This window comes from Roseibium sp. RKSG952 (genome assembly GCF_009711355.1).
In genome coordinates this window covers 61312-76204 of sequence record NZ_SMMF01000951.1, presented here as the reverse complement: position 1 = coordinate 76204, position 14893 = coordinate 61312, and the positions used below count along the sequence as shown (strand labels likewise).

Annotated in this window: 17 protein-coding genes; 11 read left to right on the top strand and 6 right to left on the bottom strand. The window is 55.0% G+C overall.

Annotated elements, in window-relative coordinates; genetic code table 11:
• The first annotated feature begins 190 nt into the window (after nt 1–190).
• The 4 genes from E1297_RS33775 (at nt 191) to E1297_RS33760 (ending at nt 3043) form a co-directional block, all read left to right on the top strand.
• Nucleotides 191–1402, top strand: coding sequence for a flagellin (locus E1297_RS33775; RefSeq protein ID WP_155145877.1), 1212 nt, complete (start codon nt 191–193; stop codon nt 1400–1402).
• A 77-nt stretch (nt 1403–1479) separates the two neighbouring features.
• On the top strand, nt 1480–1857 hold the full coding sequence (flaF, locus tag E1297_RS33770; RefSeq protein ID WP_209016164.1) for a flagellar biosynthesis regulator FlaF: 378 nt from the start codon (nt 1480–1482) through the stop codon (nt 1855–1857).
• Nucleotides 1854–2255, top strand: coding sequence for a flagellar biosynthesis repressor FlbT (gene flbT / locus E1297_RS33765; RefSeq protein WP_155145873.1), 402 nt, complete (start codon nt 1854–1856; stop codon nt 2253–2255). Before flaF ends, flbT begins: the two co-directional genes overlap by 4 nt.
• Nucleotides 2252–3043, top strand: coding sequence for a DUF1217 domain-containing protein (locus E1297_RS33760; RefSeq protein WP_155145871.1), 792 nt, complete (start codon nt 2252–2254; stop codon nt 3041–3043). Before flbT ends, E1297_RS33760 begins: the two co-directional genes overlap by 4 nt.
• 49 nt (nt 3044–3092) lie before the next feature.
• Here the strand turns inward: E1297_RS33760 and E1297_RS33755 are convergent, their stop codons facing one another.
• From E1297_RS33755 to E1297_RS33745, 3 genes are all read right to left on the bottom strand, one after another.
• The gene (locus E1297_RS33755; RefSeq protein WP_155145869.1) at nt 3093–4664 is read right to left on the bottom strand and encodes a DUF427 domain-containing protein; all 1572 of its coding nucleotides are present in this window, start codon (nt 4662–4664) and stop codon (nt 3093–3095) included.
• A 118-nt stretch (nt 4665–4782) separates the two neighbouring features.
• Complete coding sequence (locus E1297_RS33750; RefSeq protein WP_155145867.1) at nt 4783–5484, bottom strand: helix-turn-helix domain-containing protein; 702 nt, start codon at nt 5482–5484, stop codon at nt 4783–4785.
• On the bottom strand, nt 5456–5743 hold the full coding sequence (locus E1297_RS33745) for a hypothetical protein (protein ID WP_155145865.1): 288 nt from the start codon (nt 5741–5743) through the stop codon (nt 5456–5458). The genes E1297_RS33750 and E1297_RS33745 overlap by 29 nt, the downstream gene beginning before the upstream one ends.
• 176 nt (nt 5744–5919) lie before the next feature.
• Between E1297_RS33745 and E1297_RS33740 the strand changes: the two genes are divergently transcribed.
• From E1297_RS33740 to E1297_RS33725, 4 genes are all read left to right on the top strand, one after another.
• Complete coding sequence (locus E1297_RS33740; RefSeq protein WP_155145863.1) at nt 5920–6387, top strand: hypothetical protein; 468 nt, start codon at nt 5920–5922, stop codon at nt 6385–6387.
• Nucleotides 6348–7115: a ribonuclease HII gene (locus E1297_RS33735; RefSeq protein ID WP_155145861.1), complete on the top strand. Its 768-nt coding sequence runs from the start codon at nt 6348–6350 to the stop codon at nt 7113–7115. The genes E1297_RS33740 and E1297_RS33735 overlap by 40 nt, the downstream gene beginning before the upstream one ends.
• A gap of 106 nt (nt 7116–7221) precedes the next feature.
• Nucleotides 7222–8325 carry a site-specific DNA-methyltransferase gene (locus E1297_RS33730; RefSeq protein ID WP_155145859.1) on the top strand — a complete coding sequence of 368 codons (1104 nt, stop codon included), beginning with the start codon at nt 7222–7224 and terminating at the stop codon, nt 8323–8325.
• A gap of 149 nt (nt 8326–8474) precedes the next feature.
• Complete coding sequence (locus tag E1297_RS33725) at nt 8475–9857, top strand: adenylate/guanylate cyclase domain-containing protein (protein ID WP_155145857.1); 1383 nt, start codon at nt 8475–8477, stop codon at nt 9855–9857.
• Nucleotides 9858–9913: 56 nt separating this feature from the next.
• Here the strand turns inward: E1297_RS33725 and E1297_RS33720 are convergent, their stop codons facing one another.
• Nucleotides 9914–11050 (bottom strand): alkane 1-monooxygenase, encoded by a 1137-nt coding sequence (locus tag E1297_RS33720; RefSeq protein ID WP_155145855.1) that lies wholly within the window; start codon nt 11048–11050, stop codon nt 9914–9916.
• Nucleotides 11051–11109: 59 nt separating this feature from the next.
• The gene (mutY, locus tag E1297_RS33715) at nt 11110–12165 is read right to left on the bottom strand and encodes an A/G-specific adenine glycosylase (RefSeq protein WP_155145854.1); all 1056 of its coding nucleotides are present in this window, start codon (nt 12163–12165) and stop codon (nt 11110–11112) included.
• A gap of 81 nt (nt 12166–12246) precedes the next feature.
• On the opposite strand from mutY, the gene E1297_RS33710 reads away from it, so the two are divergent.
• From E1297_RS33710 to E1297_RS33700, 3 genes are read left to right on the top strand one after another with little or no spacing between them, the layout of a single operon-like run.
• On the top strand, nt 12247–12753 hold the full coding sequence (locus E1297_RS33710; RefSeq protein ID WP_155145851.1) for a DUF721 domain-containing protein: 507 nt from the start codon (nt 12247–12249) through the stop codon (nt 12751–12753).
• A 13-nt stretch (nt 12754–12766) separates the two neighbouring features.
• Entirely contained in the window at nt 12767–13432 is a 666-nt protein-coding gene (locus E1297_RS33705; protein WP_155145849.1) for a DsbA family protein, read from the top strand.
• Complete coding sequence (locus E1297_RS33700) at nt 13432–14544, top strand: CaiB/BaiF CoA-transferase family protein (RefSeq protein WP_155145847.1); 1113 nt, start codon at nt 13432–13434, stop codon at nt 14542–14544. The genes E1297_RS33705 and E1297_RS33700 overlap by 1 nt, the downstream gene beginning before the upstream one ends.
• Here E1297_RS33700 and E1297_RS33695 read toward each other — a convergent pair.
• A partial coding sequence (locus E1297_RS33695; RefSeq protein ID WP_196223466.1) for a tetraacyldisaccharide 4'-kinase occupies nt 14545–14893 on the bottom strand: 349 nt, incomplete at its 5' end.

The following is a 14893-nucleotide window of genomic DNA, read 5'->3' as shown; positions in this document are numbered from 1 at the left end:
TGCAAGATTTACGGGCAGCGGGTCTTAGCATTCCGTTAGTGGATCGCGCTCAAAAGTGGTCCCGCACCTGAAACAGCAGGTGGCGCGAACACCGGATGGTACATCGCACAGGTCAGAACGACAAAATGCCTGCGGGTTTCCGCAGGCGCAAATGGGCGACGAATGCCCGAATGAAAAAGGATGAAAGAAAATGTCCAGCATTCTGACAAACAATGGCGCAATGGTCGCGCTGCAGACGCTCAAGTCGGTCAACAAGAACCTGGCGACAACTCAGAACGCGATCTCGACGGGTAAAGATGTTGCGACAGCCAAGGACAATTCGGCTGTTTGGGCGATCTCGAAGGTGATGGAATCCGACGTAAAAGGTTTCAATGCCATCAAAGACAGTCTGGCATTAGGTGAATCGACTGTGGCGGTTGCGCGAAACGCTTCTGAGACCGTTACTGATCTGCTGACCCAGATGAAAAGCAAGATCGTAGCGGCGCAGGAAGACAACGTAGATCGTGACAAGATCAACGCGGACGTTACAGCGCTGAAGGATCAGATCGCTTCGGTTGTTGGCGCGGCACAATTCAACGGTTTGAACTTGGTAGACGGTTCGGCTGGTTCCGCCTCAATCTTGGCTTCTCTGGACCGTGACAACACCGGCAACGTGACCGCATCGTCCATCAACGTTGCGGGCCAGAACCTGTCCACCGGTGGTTATGTCACCAAGCAGGTATTTGACGGGTCGACAGGGTCCTCCACTGGTAATGATCGGGTTGGTGCAACGATCGCAAACACCGCGACCTCGGCAACCGCATTAGTAACTGACGAATCCAGCGGTGCCTTTGCAGCTGGTGACAAAGTGGTTGTGGCTATCGATGACCGTGTTGTCTCATACACGGTTACTGCGGCGGATGCTGCCGCTACGACAACTGGTGATATTGTAGCGGTCGGGCTAAAGGCCAAGATCGAAGAGATGGGCATCACCGGGCTGACCGTCGAATATGACTCCGGCACGGCAGGTACGTTGGCGATCGCAAATAACACCGGTGCGGACATCTCGTTCTCGGCCCAGTTTGTGAATGCTGGATCCGGTGGCCTTGGTGCGATGGCGGGTATTGATGTGTCGACCGGCGCCGGAGCGACAGCTGCTTTGGCCACTGTTGAAACTTTGATCGATACTTCGATTGACGCTTCGGCAGCATTCGGTTCGGCACAGGGGCGGATCGAAACTCAGAAAGAGTTCATCTCGAACCTGTCTGACTCCTTCAAATCGGGGATCGGCGCATTGGTCGATGCCGATATGGAAGAGACGTCGGCACGTTTGCAGGCACTGCAGGTTCAGCAGCAATTGGCAACGCAGTCGCTTTCGATTGCTAATCAGGCGCCGCAATCGATCCTGTCACTGTTCCGCTAATCCTGAACACAGAATGGGGCGCAAGTCTGCGCCCCATTCCTGATTAGCCCAACGAACGCCAATTGGAAGGATCTCCAGTGACCCCTCAAACGCTTGCACAACGCGCTTACGCGCAAACAGCCGCTCCAACACGAACACCTCGCGATACGGAATATGAGGCGATTTCCAAAATCACTCATCGCCTCAAGGCGGCAGCAGCACGCAAGGCTACAGATTTTGGTGCATTCGTGCAGGCACTGCACGAAAATCGGCGTCTATGGACTCTGCTGGCGACGGGAGTTTCGGATGATGACAACGCGTTGCCTCATGATCTGAGGGCACGGATTTTCTATCTCGCGGAGTTCACCGAACAACACAGCAGTCAGGTTCTGGGAAACAATGCAGCAGTTGAACCGTTGCTGGAAATCAACATGGCCGTGTTGCGCGGGCTGCGTCAGATGAGGGCCACGGGATGAGCGGGCTTGTTCTGAAACTTGCACCCAAAGAAAGGGTGTTGATCAACGGCGTGGTTATAGAAAACGGAGATCGCCGCAGTCGCTTTTCAATAATGACGCCGCAGGCAAACGTTCTACGACTGCGCGATGCCATTCATCCGGACGAGGTGAACACGCCGGTGCGACGGGTTTGCTATGCCGCACAACTGGTTCTTTCCGGAGATATGGCGGCTGGCGATGCACGCCAGCAATTGCTGCGGCGGGTCGAGGAATTGAGCCAGGTATTCACGGATGCCGACAGTCGTCGCGTGTTGGGCGAAGCGACCGAGGCGCTGGTCGCAGAACAATACTACAAATGCCTGAAATCACTCCGCTCGTTACTGCCACGTGAAGAGCGACTGATGGCGTACCACCAATGACTTTTCAACCGGTGGTACCTGCGGGGGGAGTGGCAGGCTGGCGATTTCTGCACCGAACTTATGATACTCAACTGCAAACTTTCTCCGCCTCGCCGGTTAATGACAGGGAAACCAAGTACTTCCTTGAGAACATCAGCAATGTGAAGTCGGCTGAGGAGCTCGTCTCGGATCGGAGATTGTTGCAGGTGGCATTGGGTGCGTTTGGGTTGGAAGGTGATATCAACAATCGTTACTTTGTCCAAAAAATCCTGTCGGATGGAACGCGGTCCGATGATGCTTTGGCGAACAGGCTGTCTGACAAACGGTACCGCGAATTTGCTGATGCCTTTGGGTTGGGCCCCGGGGATGTCCGCAAGACTGGTCTGATCACAAATATGGAAGAGGTCGCCCAAAACAATCTGATATCACAGTTTGAGATTTCGGTCGGTGAAACTGATGAGACGATGCGGATGGCGCTTTATGCTCAGCACAAGTTGTCAGATCTGGCATTACAAGGCGGCAGCGAGACCAGAAAGTGGTACGATTTGATGGGTCTGCCGCCGTTGCGCAAAATGATGGAGACCGCTCTGGGTTTGCCAGCTGCGTTCTCTCAACTGGATATCGACAAACAACTTGGCGTGTTTAGGGACAAACTTTCCGATCTGACAGGATCTGCTGAATTATCACAATTCTCTGATCCGGATGCAGTCCGAAAACTGACAGACACCTTTCTTGCCCGCAGTCAGATTGCACAACTCCAGAATACGATTTCACCGGGTCAAACTGCGCTGATTTTGTTGGGTGCGTGAATTTGAGTTGGATTTAGCAGACCTGTGAATGTGAACAGCGTCGATAAATTCATGCATCTAAAACCGCATCAGCTGACGTGCGAAGGGCATAAGATGTGACGGGTCGGGAAACGTTGTGAAGTTTGACATCACCAAGTGGAACCGCATGTTTGCAAGCGGGCTCGATATCTTCAGACACGACGATTCTGTGATTGACCGATTTGCCGAATTCCCCCAACCGAGCCGCAATATTTGCGGCCTGTCCGATCACGGTGAAGTCCAGTCGCTCGCGCGAACCGACATTCCCATATGTGACGCGCCCGAAAGCAACTCCGATAGAACAATCGCAGTGATGATCATTATCCGAGGTTCGAAGTTCCGCCAATCGTTCGACAATCTCGATTGCGGTGCGCTGGGCGTTTGTTCTGGCCGTTGCGGCATCGTCGCCGGCAGGGAAGACAGCCAGGACAGCGTCGCCAATGAATTTCAGAACTTCACCACCATTTTCGTGAATTATGCCCGAGACTGTCTCGAAGAACTCATTGAGCAGTGTAATATACGCGCTGCGTCCCAATTGCTCTTCAAGACTGGTTGAATTGCGCAGGTCACAGAACATAATAGCCGCGTCTATGTCGTCACCGTCGCCGCGGCGAATATCACCCCCCAGCACACGTGCGCCGGTTCGCTTGCCAACATAGGTTTCAAGCAACGCCTGTGCATTTTCGCGTTGCATGAATACTTCATAGTATCGCGCGATAACGGACGAACACTCGAAGACAAGGCCCAGGTTTTCGGTTGTGAACCCATCGGGGTGATCGCAGGTAAGTGTCAGCACGTTCGTACGGCCATCGGAAAAGGGCAGCGGCATCGCCACATAGTCCGTGGCACCTTTGGCGCGTAAATCTTCCATGATTGGAAAGCTGTTATGCGGATTGTCGCTGTTCAGGCGCTGCCGTACCCCGCCAAGCCCGTTTGACACATGGCGCAGGGGACTGTTAGTGAAAGCGGGGTGGTCATAAATCTCGTACGTGGGAGCGAAGGTAGAAATCTCGTCCTCACCCTTTTCCCAGATGTAGTGTTTACCCGCGATCAGGGGATGTAGGGACCATGCCAGAATGCTGAGTCGCTGAATCGCGATCCCATGATCCAGCATCTTTTCAGCAAGCGCTTTGGTGAAGGCTTCCGGAGTATCAACGACCGAAGCGCCCCGCATTAACCAATCTATAAGCGGGCCACTGATGTTGCCATCATCGGGTTCTCGCAACTGGTTTTCGCCGAGATCTACGTTTGTATATGCTGCGGGCATAAAGCCGATATGACCTTGAATAGCCTTGCTTTCGGGCAAGGCGTCTTCATATGCCCAAACCGAGTTTGCAAGCTGTTCACCCGGCAACAGGATGTCGTGGTAGCTGGCAGTCCCTTTGAACGGGCAGAATGTCTGCAACTCTGTTTCGTCACTCAGATCGACGCAAACGTCTTTGCGCGGGACGTAGATCGCAGGCGGCAGACGGGTTTCATACATGACTTTGGCATCGTGGCTTTCAGCCAGCAGGGTATCATCACGATAAATGGCGATCCGACCATTCAACCGTTCAACGGATATCCCATAGCCTTTGATCTTTGGGGTGGCGTGGACGTTCATCAGTAACCTCCTGTGCCCGGGCCTCTATAGGATGGGCCCTGAGGTTGATATTTCCAAGAGGGTCGACGCAGAATTTACCAAATGAGACCGACAATGGCCGCCAACCGATTGGTCAGCATCACACCATCTGGATGACATCCTTTTCGATAGACAACATGTATCCGCGTTTGGCGATGTTCTTGACCAGCAACTCGCTGACCATTTGATTGCCCAACGCGTCACGCAGTCTCTTGATCCTTGTGGCGCCGGCGGCTTCATCACAATCGGCTGCATCCCTGCCGGAAATCATCGCCTCGATCTGAGCACCGGACAGAACTTCATCATCCAGTCGGGATTCCGCCAGTACAGACAGGGTCTCCATCGCGGCCGGTGTCAGCTTGAAATCCATGTTGTTCAGATAAACAGTGTTTTCTTCGCGGCTGATCAGCAGAGAGGTCACCTGAATCCCTGTCCGTTCTATCTGAGCCATGCGCCGGTTCAGCATGACAAGCATGACAAGAAACACCAATGCACTGATCAGCATTGCTGTGGCGAAGACCAGCAGAACAAAAATCACCATGCGATAGCTGGACAACGTATCGGCAAAGGCAGTGCCTGACTGCGCCAGTATTTCCAGCAATCGGATTTCAGCCTGCGACGTCAGATCGCTTTCTATGAACAGTCTCTCAACCCGGGCGTTAAATGCATTCGCATCCGGCAAGGTCCAGAACAGAAAAACGGCGGCTGTGACGAGGATCAAAACGATCGCCGCGATACCCGCGCCGACAAGCCTTACCCCTGAACGCCGGGCCTCAGAAACGGAGATAGAATTTTCCGGCATTGGCCTTCCTCTGATCCAATCCTTCCGATCCGAATACGGTCAGAACATTCAGCAAGGTCCAACCCGAAGCTTTCAGTCGTTGGGCGACCTCCTGCTGGGCCTGTCCTTTGTCGCAGGCCGAAACCTGCATGACGCCGTAGTGAAGGCGCAGAGGGTTATCTTGCTTGGCCTTGTAATCGGCATAACATTCCGCCGCCGCAACGGTGGCTCCAAGCGATATCAGGGTCGCGATAGTCAGAGAAGAGACGATCTGTTTCATAGGCCGCATCCTGCGCATGTGTTTGCGTGATATTCAATAACTCAAAGGGTTTTGCGGCACTGATATTCGATAACAAGCCGTCGTTATTGCTTGTCTGATGGGGGCAGGACCAGAGTTGACCCATCGAATTCGCGGCCAATCTCCGGTTCGCCCCATCATCCGAAAGGACGCGCATCATGCACAAGAAATTCATCGCTCTGATCGTTGCAACAGCTGTCACAATCACTGGTGTTTCGGCATCAAAGGCTCGGGCTGCTGACGCTCATGATATCCTGGGCGGTCTGGCCGCGATTGCGATCATCGGGGCAGGGGTCCACTACTATAATCAGGAAAAGCGCAAGCAACGGACGACGCGCCATCAGACTTATACGCCTCAGCCCTACGTGGCTCAGCCCAGCTACCCGGTGCGCCCTTTGCCACAACACGTTGCGCGGTACGACCTGCCGCAACAGTGCCTGCGCACCTATAACGCCTATTCAAACAATCAGCCGCTTTTGGCCCCGAAATGCCTCAAGAAACACTACAAACATGCCAATAGCCTGCCGCAAGAGTGCAAGGTCGGTTTCTGGAATGGCAAAAAGGTGAAGCGGGCATATGAACCCGCATGCCTGCGCCAGCAAGGTTACCGCGTCGTTTACAAGTAATTACTTTCGAGCAGGAGCGGTGCCAAAGAAGCAGCGCGCAGGAGAGGGTGGTGCAGGCCGCCCTCTCTTTTTGTCTTGCGACGGGGCGCGAAACGCGGTTTTCGATGGGTATGACAAAACCGGATTATTCAATTGAACAGGCGGCAGTGGCGCAGGGGTACCTGCGAATTGCCGGCGTGGATGAGGTTGGCCGCGGGCCCCTGGCCGGACCGGTGGTTGCAGCGGCGGTTATTCTGAACCCCAAGGATATTCCCGAGGGGCTGAACGACTCCAAGAAGCTGACGGCCAAGCGGCGTGTTGCAATGGACGCGGCTGTGCGTGACCGGGCCGAGTTTGCCATTGCCGAGGCTTCGGTTGCCGAGATTGACGAACACAACATCTTGCGTGCCTCGCATCTGGCGATGGAACGCGCAGTTGCTGCCCTGAACCCGCCGCCGGACTATTTGCTGATCGATGGAAACATGATCCCGAGGGGGCTGGCGATCCCGGCGCAGGCGGTTGTCAAAGGCGATGCGCATTCGGTGTCGATTGCGGCGGCTTCTATAATAGCTAAAAACTGGCGCGATCAACTGATGGTGGATTTGGCGCAACAGCATCCTGGCTATGGATGGGAGAAGAACGCAGGCTATCCGTCAAAACAACACAGAGAAGCACTGCAAAATCTCGGCGTGACCCCACATCATAGGCGTTCGTTCAAACCGGTACACAATATCTTGTATCAAGAGTAAATCGTAAGCTGCTGATTCAAAAAAGAAATTGACGGCGAATCGACTTTGACTCATCCTTGTCTCAACCAAATGAGCGCAAAAGCGCCGTGGAACTTGAGGCAGAGATATGACAACGACCAAGACAAAGGGCGCAACCGCGCTCCCTTTAAACATGATTCTTTCCGGGGACTGCATCGAAGTGATGAACAGTCTGCCTGCGGAATCTGTTGACCTGATTTTCGCGGATCCGCCCTATAACCTGCAGCTTAAAGGTCAGTTGCACCGTCCCGATAATTCTCAGGTCGACGCGGTCGATGATCACTGGGATCAGTTCTCGAGCTTTGGTGTCTATGACCAGTTCACTCGCGAATGGCTAAAGGCCGCGCATCGTCTGCTCAAGCCGAACGGCGCGATTTGGGTGATTGGCTCGTATCACAACATTTTCCGCGTTGGTTCGGCTCTGCAGGATGCTGGGTACTGGATTCTGAACGATGTCGTCTGGCGCAAATCGAACCCGATGCCGAATTTCCGTGGCAAACGGTTCACCAACGCGCATGAGACGATGATCTGGGCCTCCAAACGTGAGGGTGCCAAGTACACGTTCAACTACGAAGCTCTGAAGGCGCTGAACGAAGGCGTACAGATGCGCAGCGACTGGGTTTTGCCGATCTGCACCGGGCATGAACGCCTCAAGGATGAAAACGGCGACAAGGCGCACCCGACGCAAAAACCGGAGTCGCTTTTGCACCGTGTTTTGATTGGCTCGACCAATCCGGGCGATGTGATTCTTGATCCGTTCTTTGGTACGGGCACGACCGGTGCTGTTGCCAAGATGCTGGGACGCGAGTTCATCGGGATCGAGCGCGAGGAAAGCTATCGCAAGGTCGCCGAAAAGCGCATCTCGAAGGTTCGCAAGTTCGACCGCGAAGCGCTGGAAGTCAGCGCCAGCAAACGCGCCGAACCGCGCGTTCCTTTTGGCCAACTGGTTGAACGCGGCATGCTGCGCCCCGGTGAAGAACTCTATTCCATGAACCAGCGCCACAAGGCCAAGGTTCGTGCAGACGGAACGCTGGTCGGCGACAATGTCAAAGGCTCGATCCATCAGGTCGGCGCGCATCTGGAAAACGCACCGTCCTGCAACGGATGGACCTACTGGTGCTTTAAACGTGACGGCAAAACGGTTCCGATTGACGTGCTGCGTCAGCAGATCCGGGCGGAACTGCACAACTGAATTCACCCATACCGCCGGTGCCTGTGGCCTGACACAAGGCACTAAGCCTTGCCCCGCCGTATCCGGCGGGGTCTTTTGTTTTCATCTATGGGGTGTTTGGATGGGGCACCGATCCCCATATCCGGCAGTACAACGAGGGAGCATTGGGTATGTCCGATACCACCGCAAACCAATCCCGTTTCGAACGTTTCTTTGTCACGCAGCCGGACAACTTCGATCTGGACAACAAATACACCGAAGCCGCGTTGGAGCGGCACAAGCGAGAAGGGCTGGAACTGGCTGTCCGCGCCCGGTGGATCGCGATGGGTTTGACTGGCATTTTGCTGATTTATCTTAACCCGTATTGGGATGTTCTTTGGTATCATTTCATTCTGCTGCTCATTTGCGCAAATGGCTGGCTGATCCGTAGGGCTGGTCGCGTGGGACAGTCGCGAACGGAATTGCTGCTGATATTCGTGGATCTGCTGATCATGACACTGGGGATGATCATTCCTAACCCGTTCAGCGATGATGTGCGACCGCTGGCGATGCAGTACAGGTTCGACAATTTCCAGTACTTTTTCATCATTCTGGCGGCGGGAACGTTGGCTTATTCTTGGCGTACGGTCATCGCGATCGGATCCTGGACCGCAATGATGTGGACTGCTGGCTGGATCATCGCGTGGTGGGTGGCCACGCCAATTCCCGGCATCACGGAACGCGTCAACGAAGCCTTGGCTGGGTTTCCGGATGTGGCAGAGATGCTGGATCCCAACAGCTTTATGGCACCCCAGCGCATTCAGCAGGTGATTGTCTTTCTAATGGTTGCCGTGACACTTGGAGTATCGATGCGGCGGTTGAACCGATTGCTGATGACCAATGCCGGACTTGAACGCGAGAGAGCAAACCTGTCGCGCTACTTCTCGCCCAACGTGGTCGACGAACTCAGCCAGAATGACGAGCCGCTTAAGCAGGTGCGCAAAGAGAATGTAGCAGTTCTGTTCATCGATATTGTGGGTTTCACGAAATTCGCCTCAGGTCGTGATCCGTATGATGTGATCGAAGTCTTGCGCGGCTTTCATGCGCGGATGGAGACCGAGGTGTTCCGCCATCACGGGACGCTCGACAAATATCTCGGCGACGGATTGATGGCCACTTTTGGCACGCCGGTACCGACGCCCCTGGATGCCAGCAATGCGCTGGCCTGTGCCCGATCGATGGTAGAGGTGATTGATCGCTGGAACCTTGAACGTCGCCGTGCGGGCGAGCCGGAAATCCACGTGGGGATCGGGCTGCACTATGGCTCGGTCGTTCTGGGTGACATTGGCGCCAATCGGCTGGAGTTTGCCGTGATCGGGAACGCGGTGAACGTGGCGGCGAAGCTGGAGGCGATGACCCGTGAATTCGGCGCGCGCGTGGTGATGAGCGACGACTTAAGCACACAGGTCGCCCGAGAAAGCCCAACAGGGTCGGAGTTGATGGCGGGGTTTTCCCGACACGACAACAAATCTGTTCGGGGCGTCGAAAACAACATGAATGTCTGGATGATGTAATTTCAGACAAACCTGTCGGTTGATGCCGCAGTATTGATGCGGTTGAGACGTACGGGTTACGTGCGCGGCATCGGATTCTGGGCTTTGTTGTAAGGTTTCCAGTTGGTCACTTCGGGATAGTACTGACGTCTCCAGGCGCGAACGCGCGGATTCATGACCCGCCGCCAGAGCGGGGGGATCATCGCTGCCACGGTCATAACAGGATACCCGTAAGGCAGTTGTGGGGCGGCCTCTTCGGCATGATGCTGCAACAGCGGGAAGCGGCGACTTGGTTTGAAGTGATGATCAGAGTGACGCTGCAGATTGATGAGTAGCCAGTTCGACGCTTTTTGCGACGCATTCCATGAATGGCGCGGGCGGACTTGTTCATATTTCCCCTCACCCAGATATTTGCGGGTCAGGCCGTAGTGTTCAACATAATTGACCAGCTCCAGTTGCCAGATGGCAGTTCCCGCCTGTACCAGAAACAGGGCCAATCCAGCCCAGCCACCGATCAAAACAGCCAGCAACAGCATCGCACCCTGCAACGCCCAGTACCGCCAAAACGGGTTTGTGGAAGCGGTCCAGGGCAAATCCTTGCGCGCTAGTTTATTGCGCTCAGCATTGAAGGCCGAAACTAGGCTCTGCCGCAGCACACGCGGATAGAAACGGTAGAAGCCTTCATTGTAGCGCGCCGTTACGGGGTCACGCGGTGTACCGACATAGCGATGGTGGACCAGCAGATGCTCTGACCGAAAATGAGAATACAGAACCATCGCAAGCAAAATATCCCCAAGCCAGCGCTCAAGCTTACCCTTCTGATGCATCAGCTCATGGCTGTAGTTGATCCCGATCGTTCCTGAAATTACGCCCATTCCGAAAAACAGGCCAATCTTCTCGATTGTCGAAAGATGGTCGGTGTGCGTCGTGTACCAGATCAGTCCATAAAGCGTGACGAATTGCACCGGCGCCCAATACTTGGTCAGCAGGATGTACCAGCTTAACTGGTCCTCCGAAGTATCAGGATCCGCATTCTCAAGGTTGAGGCCTGTCAGCCGATCCAGAACTGCAAACGCCCACCAAGTCGACAACGGAACCAGCAGAATCCACCATCCTCCGACCAAAGCTGAGAACCAGAGGAGCGGAATCAGAAGATATGAAATCCAGAAAGGCAATGCAGACTGCCAACGAGACATGGTGTCAGATGCGATCATGTTTGGTGCTCCGAATTCCACGTGCAGATTAGTCGGCGTCTGTACATTTGCACAGCGGTCTATTGGCCGCGCCAGAGATCATAGGCCTTTCTCATTACAGTAGGCAGATCGCTGGGTCGGAATTCGTGCTTGTCGAGAATGACCAATGTGTCAGGGGCCACATTTACAGGCAGATCGGCAGACCAGATACGAAGTATCAGGTGGAAGTGGGTGAATGTGTGACGTACCTCGCCGGGCAACTCTTTCCAATCTGCCGGATAGGGAGGGGTTTCGTTCGGGTTTTCCGACCATTCGGACCCGGGCCAGCCAAGCATACCTCCCAAAAGACCTTTGTCGGGACGCCGCTCCATCAACATGGCGCCATCGTCCCGGCGAGCGATATAGACATGCCCCAACCGGGTGGGTTTGGGTTTCTTGGGAGATTTGCGCGGCAACTCTGAGTATGTCCCTGCAAGCTGTGCCTGACATGGGTCTCGCACCGGGCAGATGCCGCAAGCAGCGGACTTTGGTGTGCAGATCGTGGCACCCAGATCCATGACCGCCTGCGCGTAATCACCGGGCCGAATTTCGGGCGTCAAAGCTGCAGCTTTTTCCTTTAGAAATGGCTTTGATCCGGGCAACGGGTCGTGGATGTCGTAGAGACGCGCCATCACGCGTTCAACATTCCCATCCAGAACTGTTTCAGGTTGGTCAAAGGCAATGGCAGAGATTGCGGCAGCGGTATAAGGGCCGATTCCGGGTAGTTTTAGCAACGCGTCATAAGTACTTGGGAACTTCCCGTCGTATTCGTCGGCGACGACACGCGCGCACTTCAATAGATTTCGGGCGCGGGCGTAGTAGCCCAGCCCGGCCCACTCGCCCATCACCTGTTCATCCGGGGCGGCTGCCAGAGATTCGACAGTCGGCCAACGGGTTGTGAAACGAATGAAATAGTCCCGCACAGCAGCTACTGTTGTTTGCTGCAGCATGACTTCGGATAGCCACACCCGATAAGGATCGGGCAGGACACCCATCGCTCGATCTGCTGGGCCAATTCGCCATGGCATTTCGCGGGCATGGCAGTCGTACCACTCCAACAGGGCAGAGCTCACATCAAGTTCATTGGTGTCACGCAAGTTTTATCTAACTCCCTGTCGGGTTTCGCTGGCGCCCGGCTGCATGCCCATTACAATAGCGGCGCAGGAGTTGGAAACCAGATGCAGCGCAGACGTTCCTCGACCCGCGGTTTCAAACGTACCGCGACTTTGCTGAACGACAAGATACGGCGTGCCGGTGAAAGCCGGGGCTTTGCCGTATCAAGATTGCTGACTCATTGGGCCGAAATTGTCGGACAGGATACTGCCTCGATCGCGCGACCCGTGAATGTGGGATATGGCAAAGGCGGGTTTGGCGCGACACTGACCGTGCTGACCACCGGTCCGCAGGCTCCGATGTTGGAAATGCAAAAGGAACAGCTGCGCGACAAGGTGAATGCGGTTTATGGCTATAATGCTATCAGCCGTGTCAAAATTACGCAGACCGCTCCGACAGGATTTGCCGAGGGGCAGGCCAGTTTCGATCACAAGCCGAAACAGGTAAAACCCACAATTGCACCAGAAATTGCCGCCGAGGCAGACAAAGTGTCACGCGATATTCACGATGGTGATTTGCGCGCGGCCCTTGAACGACTGGGCCGCAACGTTTTATCCAAGCAGAAACGCTGAGAAAGGGCTGAGAATGAGCCGTATTGCAACCGTAATCTGTGCGGCCGTAGCCGTGGCCGCAGGCGGCTACTGGCTGACGCAGTCGTCCAACACCGCACCTTCGAACCTGCTGGTTGGCGCTGCCCAGGCGCAGGATGCTGATCTGGACACGTCAACCATCGTTGAAATGGTTCAAGGTGCCGAAGACGCGCCTGTCGAGATCATCGAGTATGCATCCTATACCTGCCCGCATTGTGCGAATTTCCACGCCGGGGCTTACAAGCAACTCAAGAAAGACTTCATTGATACCGGTAAGGTCAAGTTCACCTACCGCGAAGTCTATTTTGACCGTTACGGCCTGTGGGCGTCGATGGTCGCGCGGTGTGCAGGACCCGAGAAGTTTTTTGGTATTACTGATCTGATCTATGAAGGTCAGTCGGAATGGACCCGTGCTGGTGGGCCTGCTGAAATCGTTGACGAACTGCGTAAGATCGGTCGTCGGGCTGGCATCGACAATGACCAGCTTGAGGCTTGTTTGCAGGATGGTACCCGTGCGCAAACGTTGGTGGCTTGGTACCAGGAAAACGCAGAACGTGACGGGATTAATGCCACGCCTTCCTTCATCGTGAACGGCAAGAAAGTCGAGAACCAGTCCTACGACGATTTCAAGAAGCTGATCGAAGAAGAACTGGGCAGCTGATGACTGCACCGCTTGCCGGTCTCAAGGTCGTAGAACTGGCGCGAATTCTGGCTGGCCCCTGGGCTGGCCAGACTTTTGCTGATCTTGGGGCCGAGGTCATCAAGGTGGAATCCCCGGCAGGTGACGATACCCGCGCCTGGGGTCCTCCTTTTGTAACCCGAGATGATGATGTTTCGGCCTCGTATTACCATTCAGCCAATCGCGGAAAGGCATCTGTCACCGCGGATTTTACGACCGAGGAAGGCCGGGAAAAGGTTCTGGCGCTGGTCGCGGATGCCGACATCCTGATCGAGAATTTCAAAGTCGGCGGTCTAAAAAAATATGGCCTGGACTATGACAGTCTCAAAGAACTGAATCCGCGTCTGATTTATTGCTCCATCACCGGCTTTGGTCAGACCGGGCCTTATGCCCACCGTGCCGGATATGACTTTATCATTCAGGGCATGTCGGGGCTTATGTCCGTGACGGGTGAGCCTGACGGACAGCCGCAAAAGGCGGGTGTCGCGATCACTGATGTGTTTACAGGTATATATTCAGTAACGGGCGTTTTGGCCGCACTCCATCAACGGCAAAAGACCGGACTTGGTCAACACGTGGATATGGCGCTGCTGGATGTGGCGGTCGCTGTCACCGCAAATCAGGCTCTGAACTATCTGACAACCGGTGATGTACCGCAGCGAATGGGTAATGCCCACGTAAATCTGGCACCTTATCAGGTATTTGACTGTGCCGATGGTCACATCATCATCGCCACCGGAAATGATCGCCAGTATCAGCGCCTGTGCCGCGTGCTGGGGCTGGACGATATGGCTGAGGCGCCCGAGTTTTTGCGCAACAAGGATCGTCTCGCCAATCGGCGGGTCATGATCGCGCGTCTCAACGGTGCAACTGTTATGCGAGACAAGGCTGACCTGCTGGCTGCTTGCGAAGCCCACGGAATTCCAGCTGGTCCAATCAACACGTTGGACGAAGTGATGGCGGACCCGCAGGTTGTCGCACGCGGGATGAAGATCGATCTGAATGGTGTGCCCGGTGTGCGGTCACCCTTTGTCTTCTCAGAAGCGGAACTGGCCCTGACCCGACCGGCCCCTAAACTGGGCGAAGACGATTGATCATGGCGAAGGCGCTGTGTGCAACAGCATGTCCTTGACCATTTCGGTCTCGGTGATCTGAAGACGTACCGGCAGCGTAATCACCTTGCTTCGAAAGGAAGGTGGCAGGCGGACAGCATCTTTTTCCGTGGTCACCATCTGAGCGCCTAAGGCCTTCGCCTCGTTTTCCAGCCGGGTCATCAAGGCAGGGGTCAGGGGTTGATGGTCGTCCAGAGCCTCGGCCCGCAAGAGCCTTGCGCCTTGTTGGCGAAGGGTTGCAAAGAATTTTTCCGGATGGCCGATCCCGGCAAATGCCAGAACCGGCGTGTCGCTCCAATCCATTCCGGTCTGAAGCGGGCTGACTTCACCG

Excerpts from the sequence above, each read along its gene's own strand:
- E1297_RS33740 (WP_155145863.1), top strand. The coding sequence starts at position 5,920 with ATGCACAAGAAATTCATCGCTCTGATCGTTGCAACAGCTGTCACAATC.
- E1297_RS33700 (WP_155145847.1), top strand. The coding sequence starts at position 13,432 with ATGACTGCACCGCTTGCCGGTCTCAAGGTCGTAGAACTGGCGCGAATT.
- E1297_RS33760 (WP_155145871.1), top strand. The coding sequence starts at position 2,252 with ATGACTTTTCAACCGGTGGTACCTGCGGGGGGAGTGGCAGGCTGGCGA.
- E1297_RS33730 (WP_155145859.1), top strand. The coding sequence starts at position 7,222 with ATGACAACGACCAAGACAAAGGGCGCAACCGCGCTCCCTTTAAACATG.
- E1297_RS33745 (WP_155145865.1), bottom strand. The coding sequence starts at position 5,743 with ATGAAACAGATCGTCTCTTCTCTGACTATCGCGACCCTGATATCGCTT.
- E1297_RS33725 (WP_155145857.1), top strand. The coding sequence starts at position 8,475 with ATGTCCGATACCACCGCAAACCAATCCCGTTTCGAACGTTTCTTTGTC.
- E1297_RS33735 (WP_155145861.1), top strand. The coding sequence starts at position 6,348 with ATGCCTGCGCCAGCAAGGTTACCGCGTCGTTTACAAGTAATTACTTTC.
- flbT (WP_155145873.1), top strand. The coding sequence starts at position 1,854 with ATGAGCGGGCTTGTTCTGAAACTTGCACCCAAAGAAAGGGTGTTGATC.
- E1297_RS33710 (WP_155145851.1), top strand. The coding sequence starts at position 12,247 with ATGCAGCGCAGACGTTCCTCGACCCGCGGTTTCAAACGTACCGCGACT.
- E1297_RS33755 (WP_155145869.1), bottom strand. The coding sequence starts at position 4,664 with ATGAACGTCCACGCCACCCCAAAGATCAAAGGCTATGGGATATCCGTT.
- E1297_RS33705 (WP_155145849.1), top strand. The coding sequence starts at position 12,767 with ATGAGCCGTATTGCAACCGTAATCTGTGCGGCCGTAGCCGTGGCCGCA.
- E1297_RS33750 (WP_155145867.1), bottom strand. The coding sequence starts at position 5,484 with ATGCCGGAAAATTCTATCTCCGTTTCTGAGGCCCGGCGTTCAGGGGTA.
- E1297_RS33720 (WP_155145855.1), bottom strand. The coding sequence starts at position 11,050 with ATGATCGCATCTGACACCATGTCTCGTTGGCAGTCTGCATTGCCTTTC.
- E1297_RS33775 (WP_155145877.1), top strand. The coding sequence starts at position 191 with ATGTCCAGCATTCTGACAAACAATGGCGCAATGGTCGCGCTGCAGACG.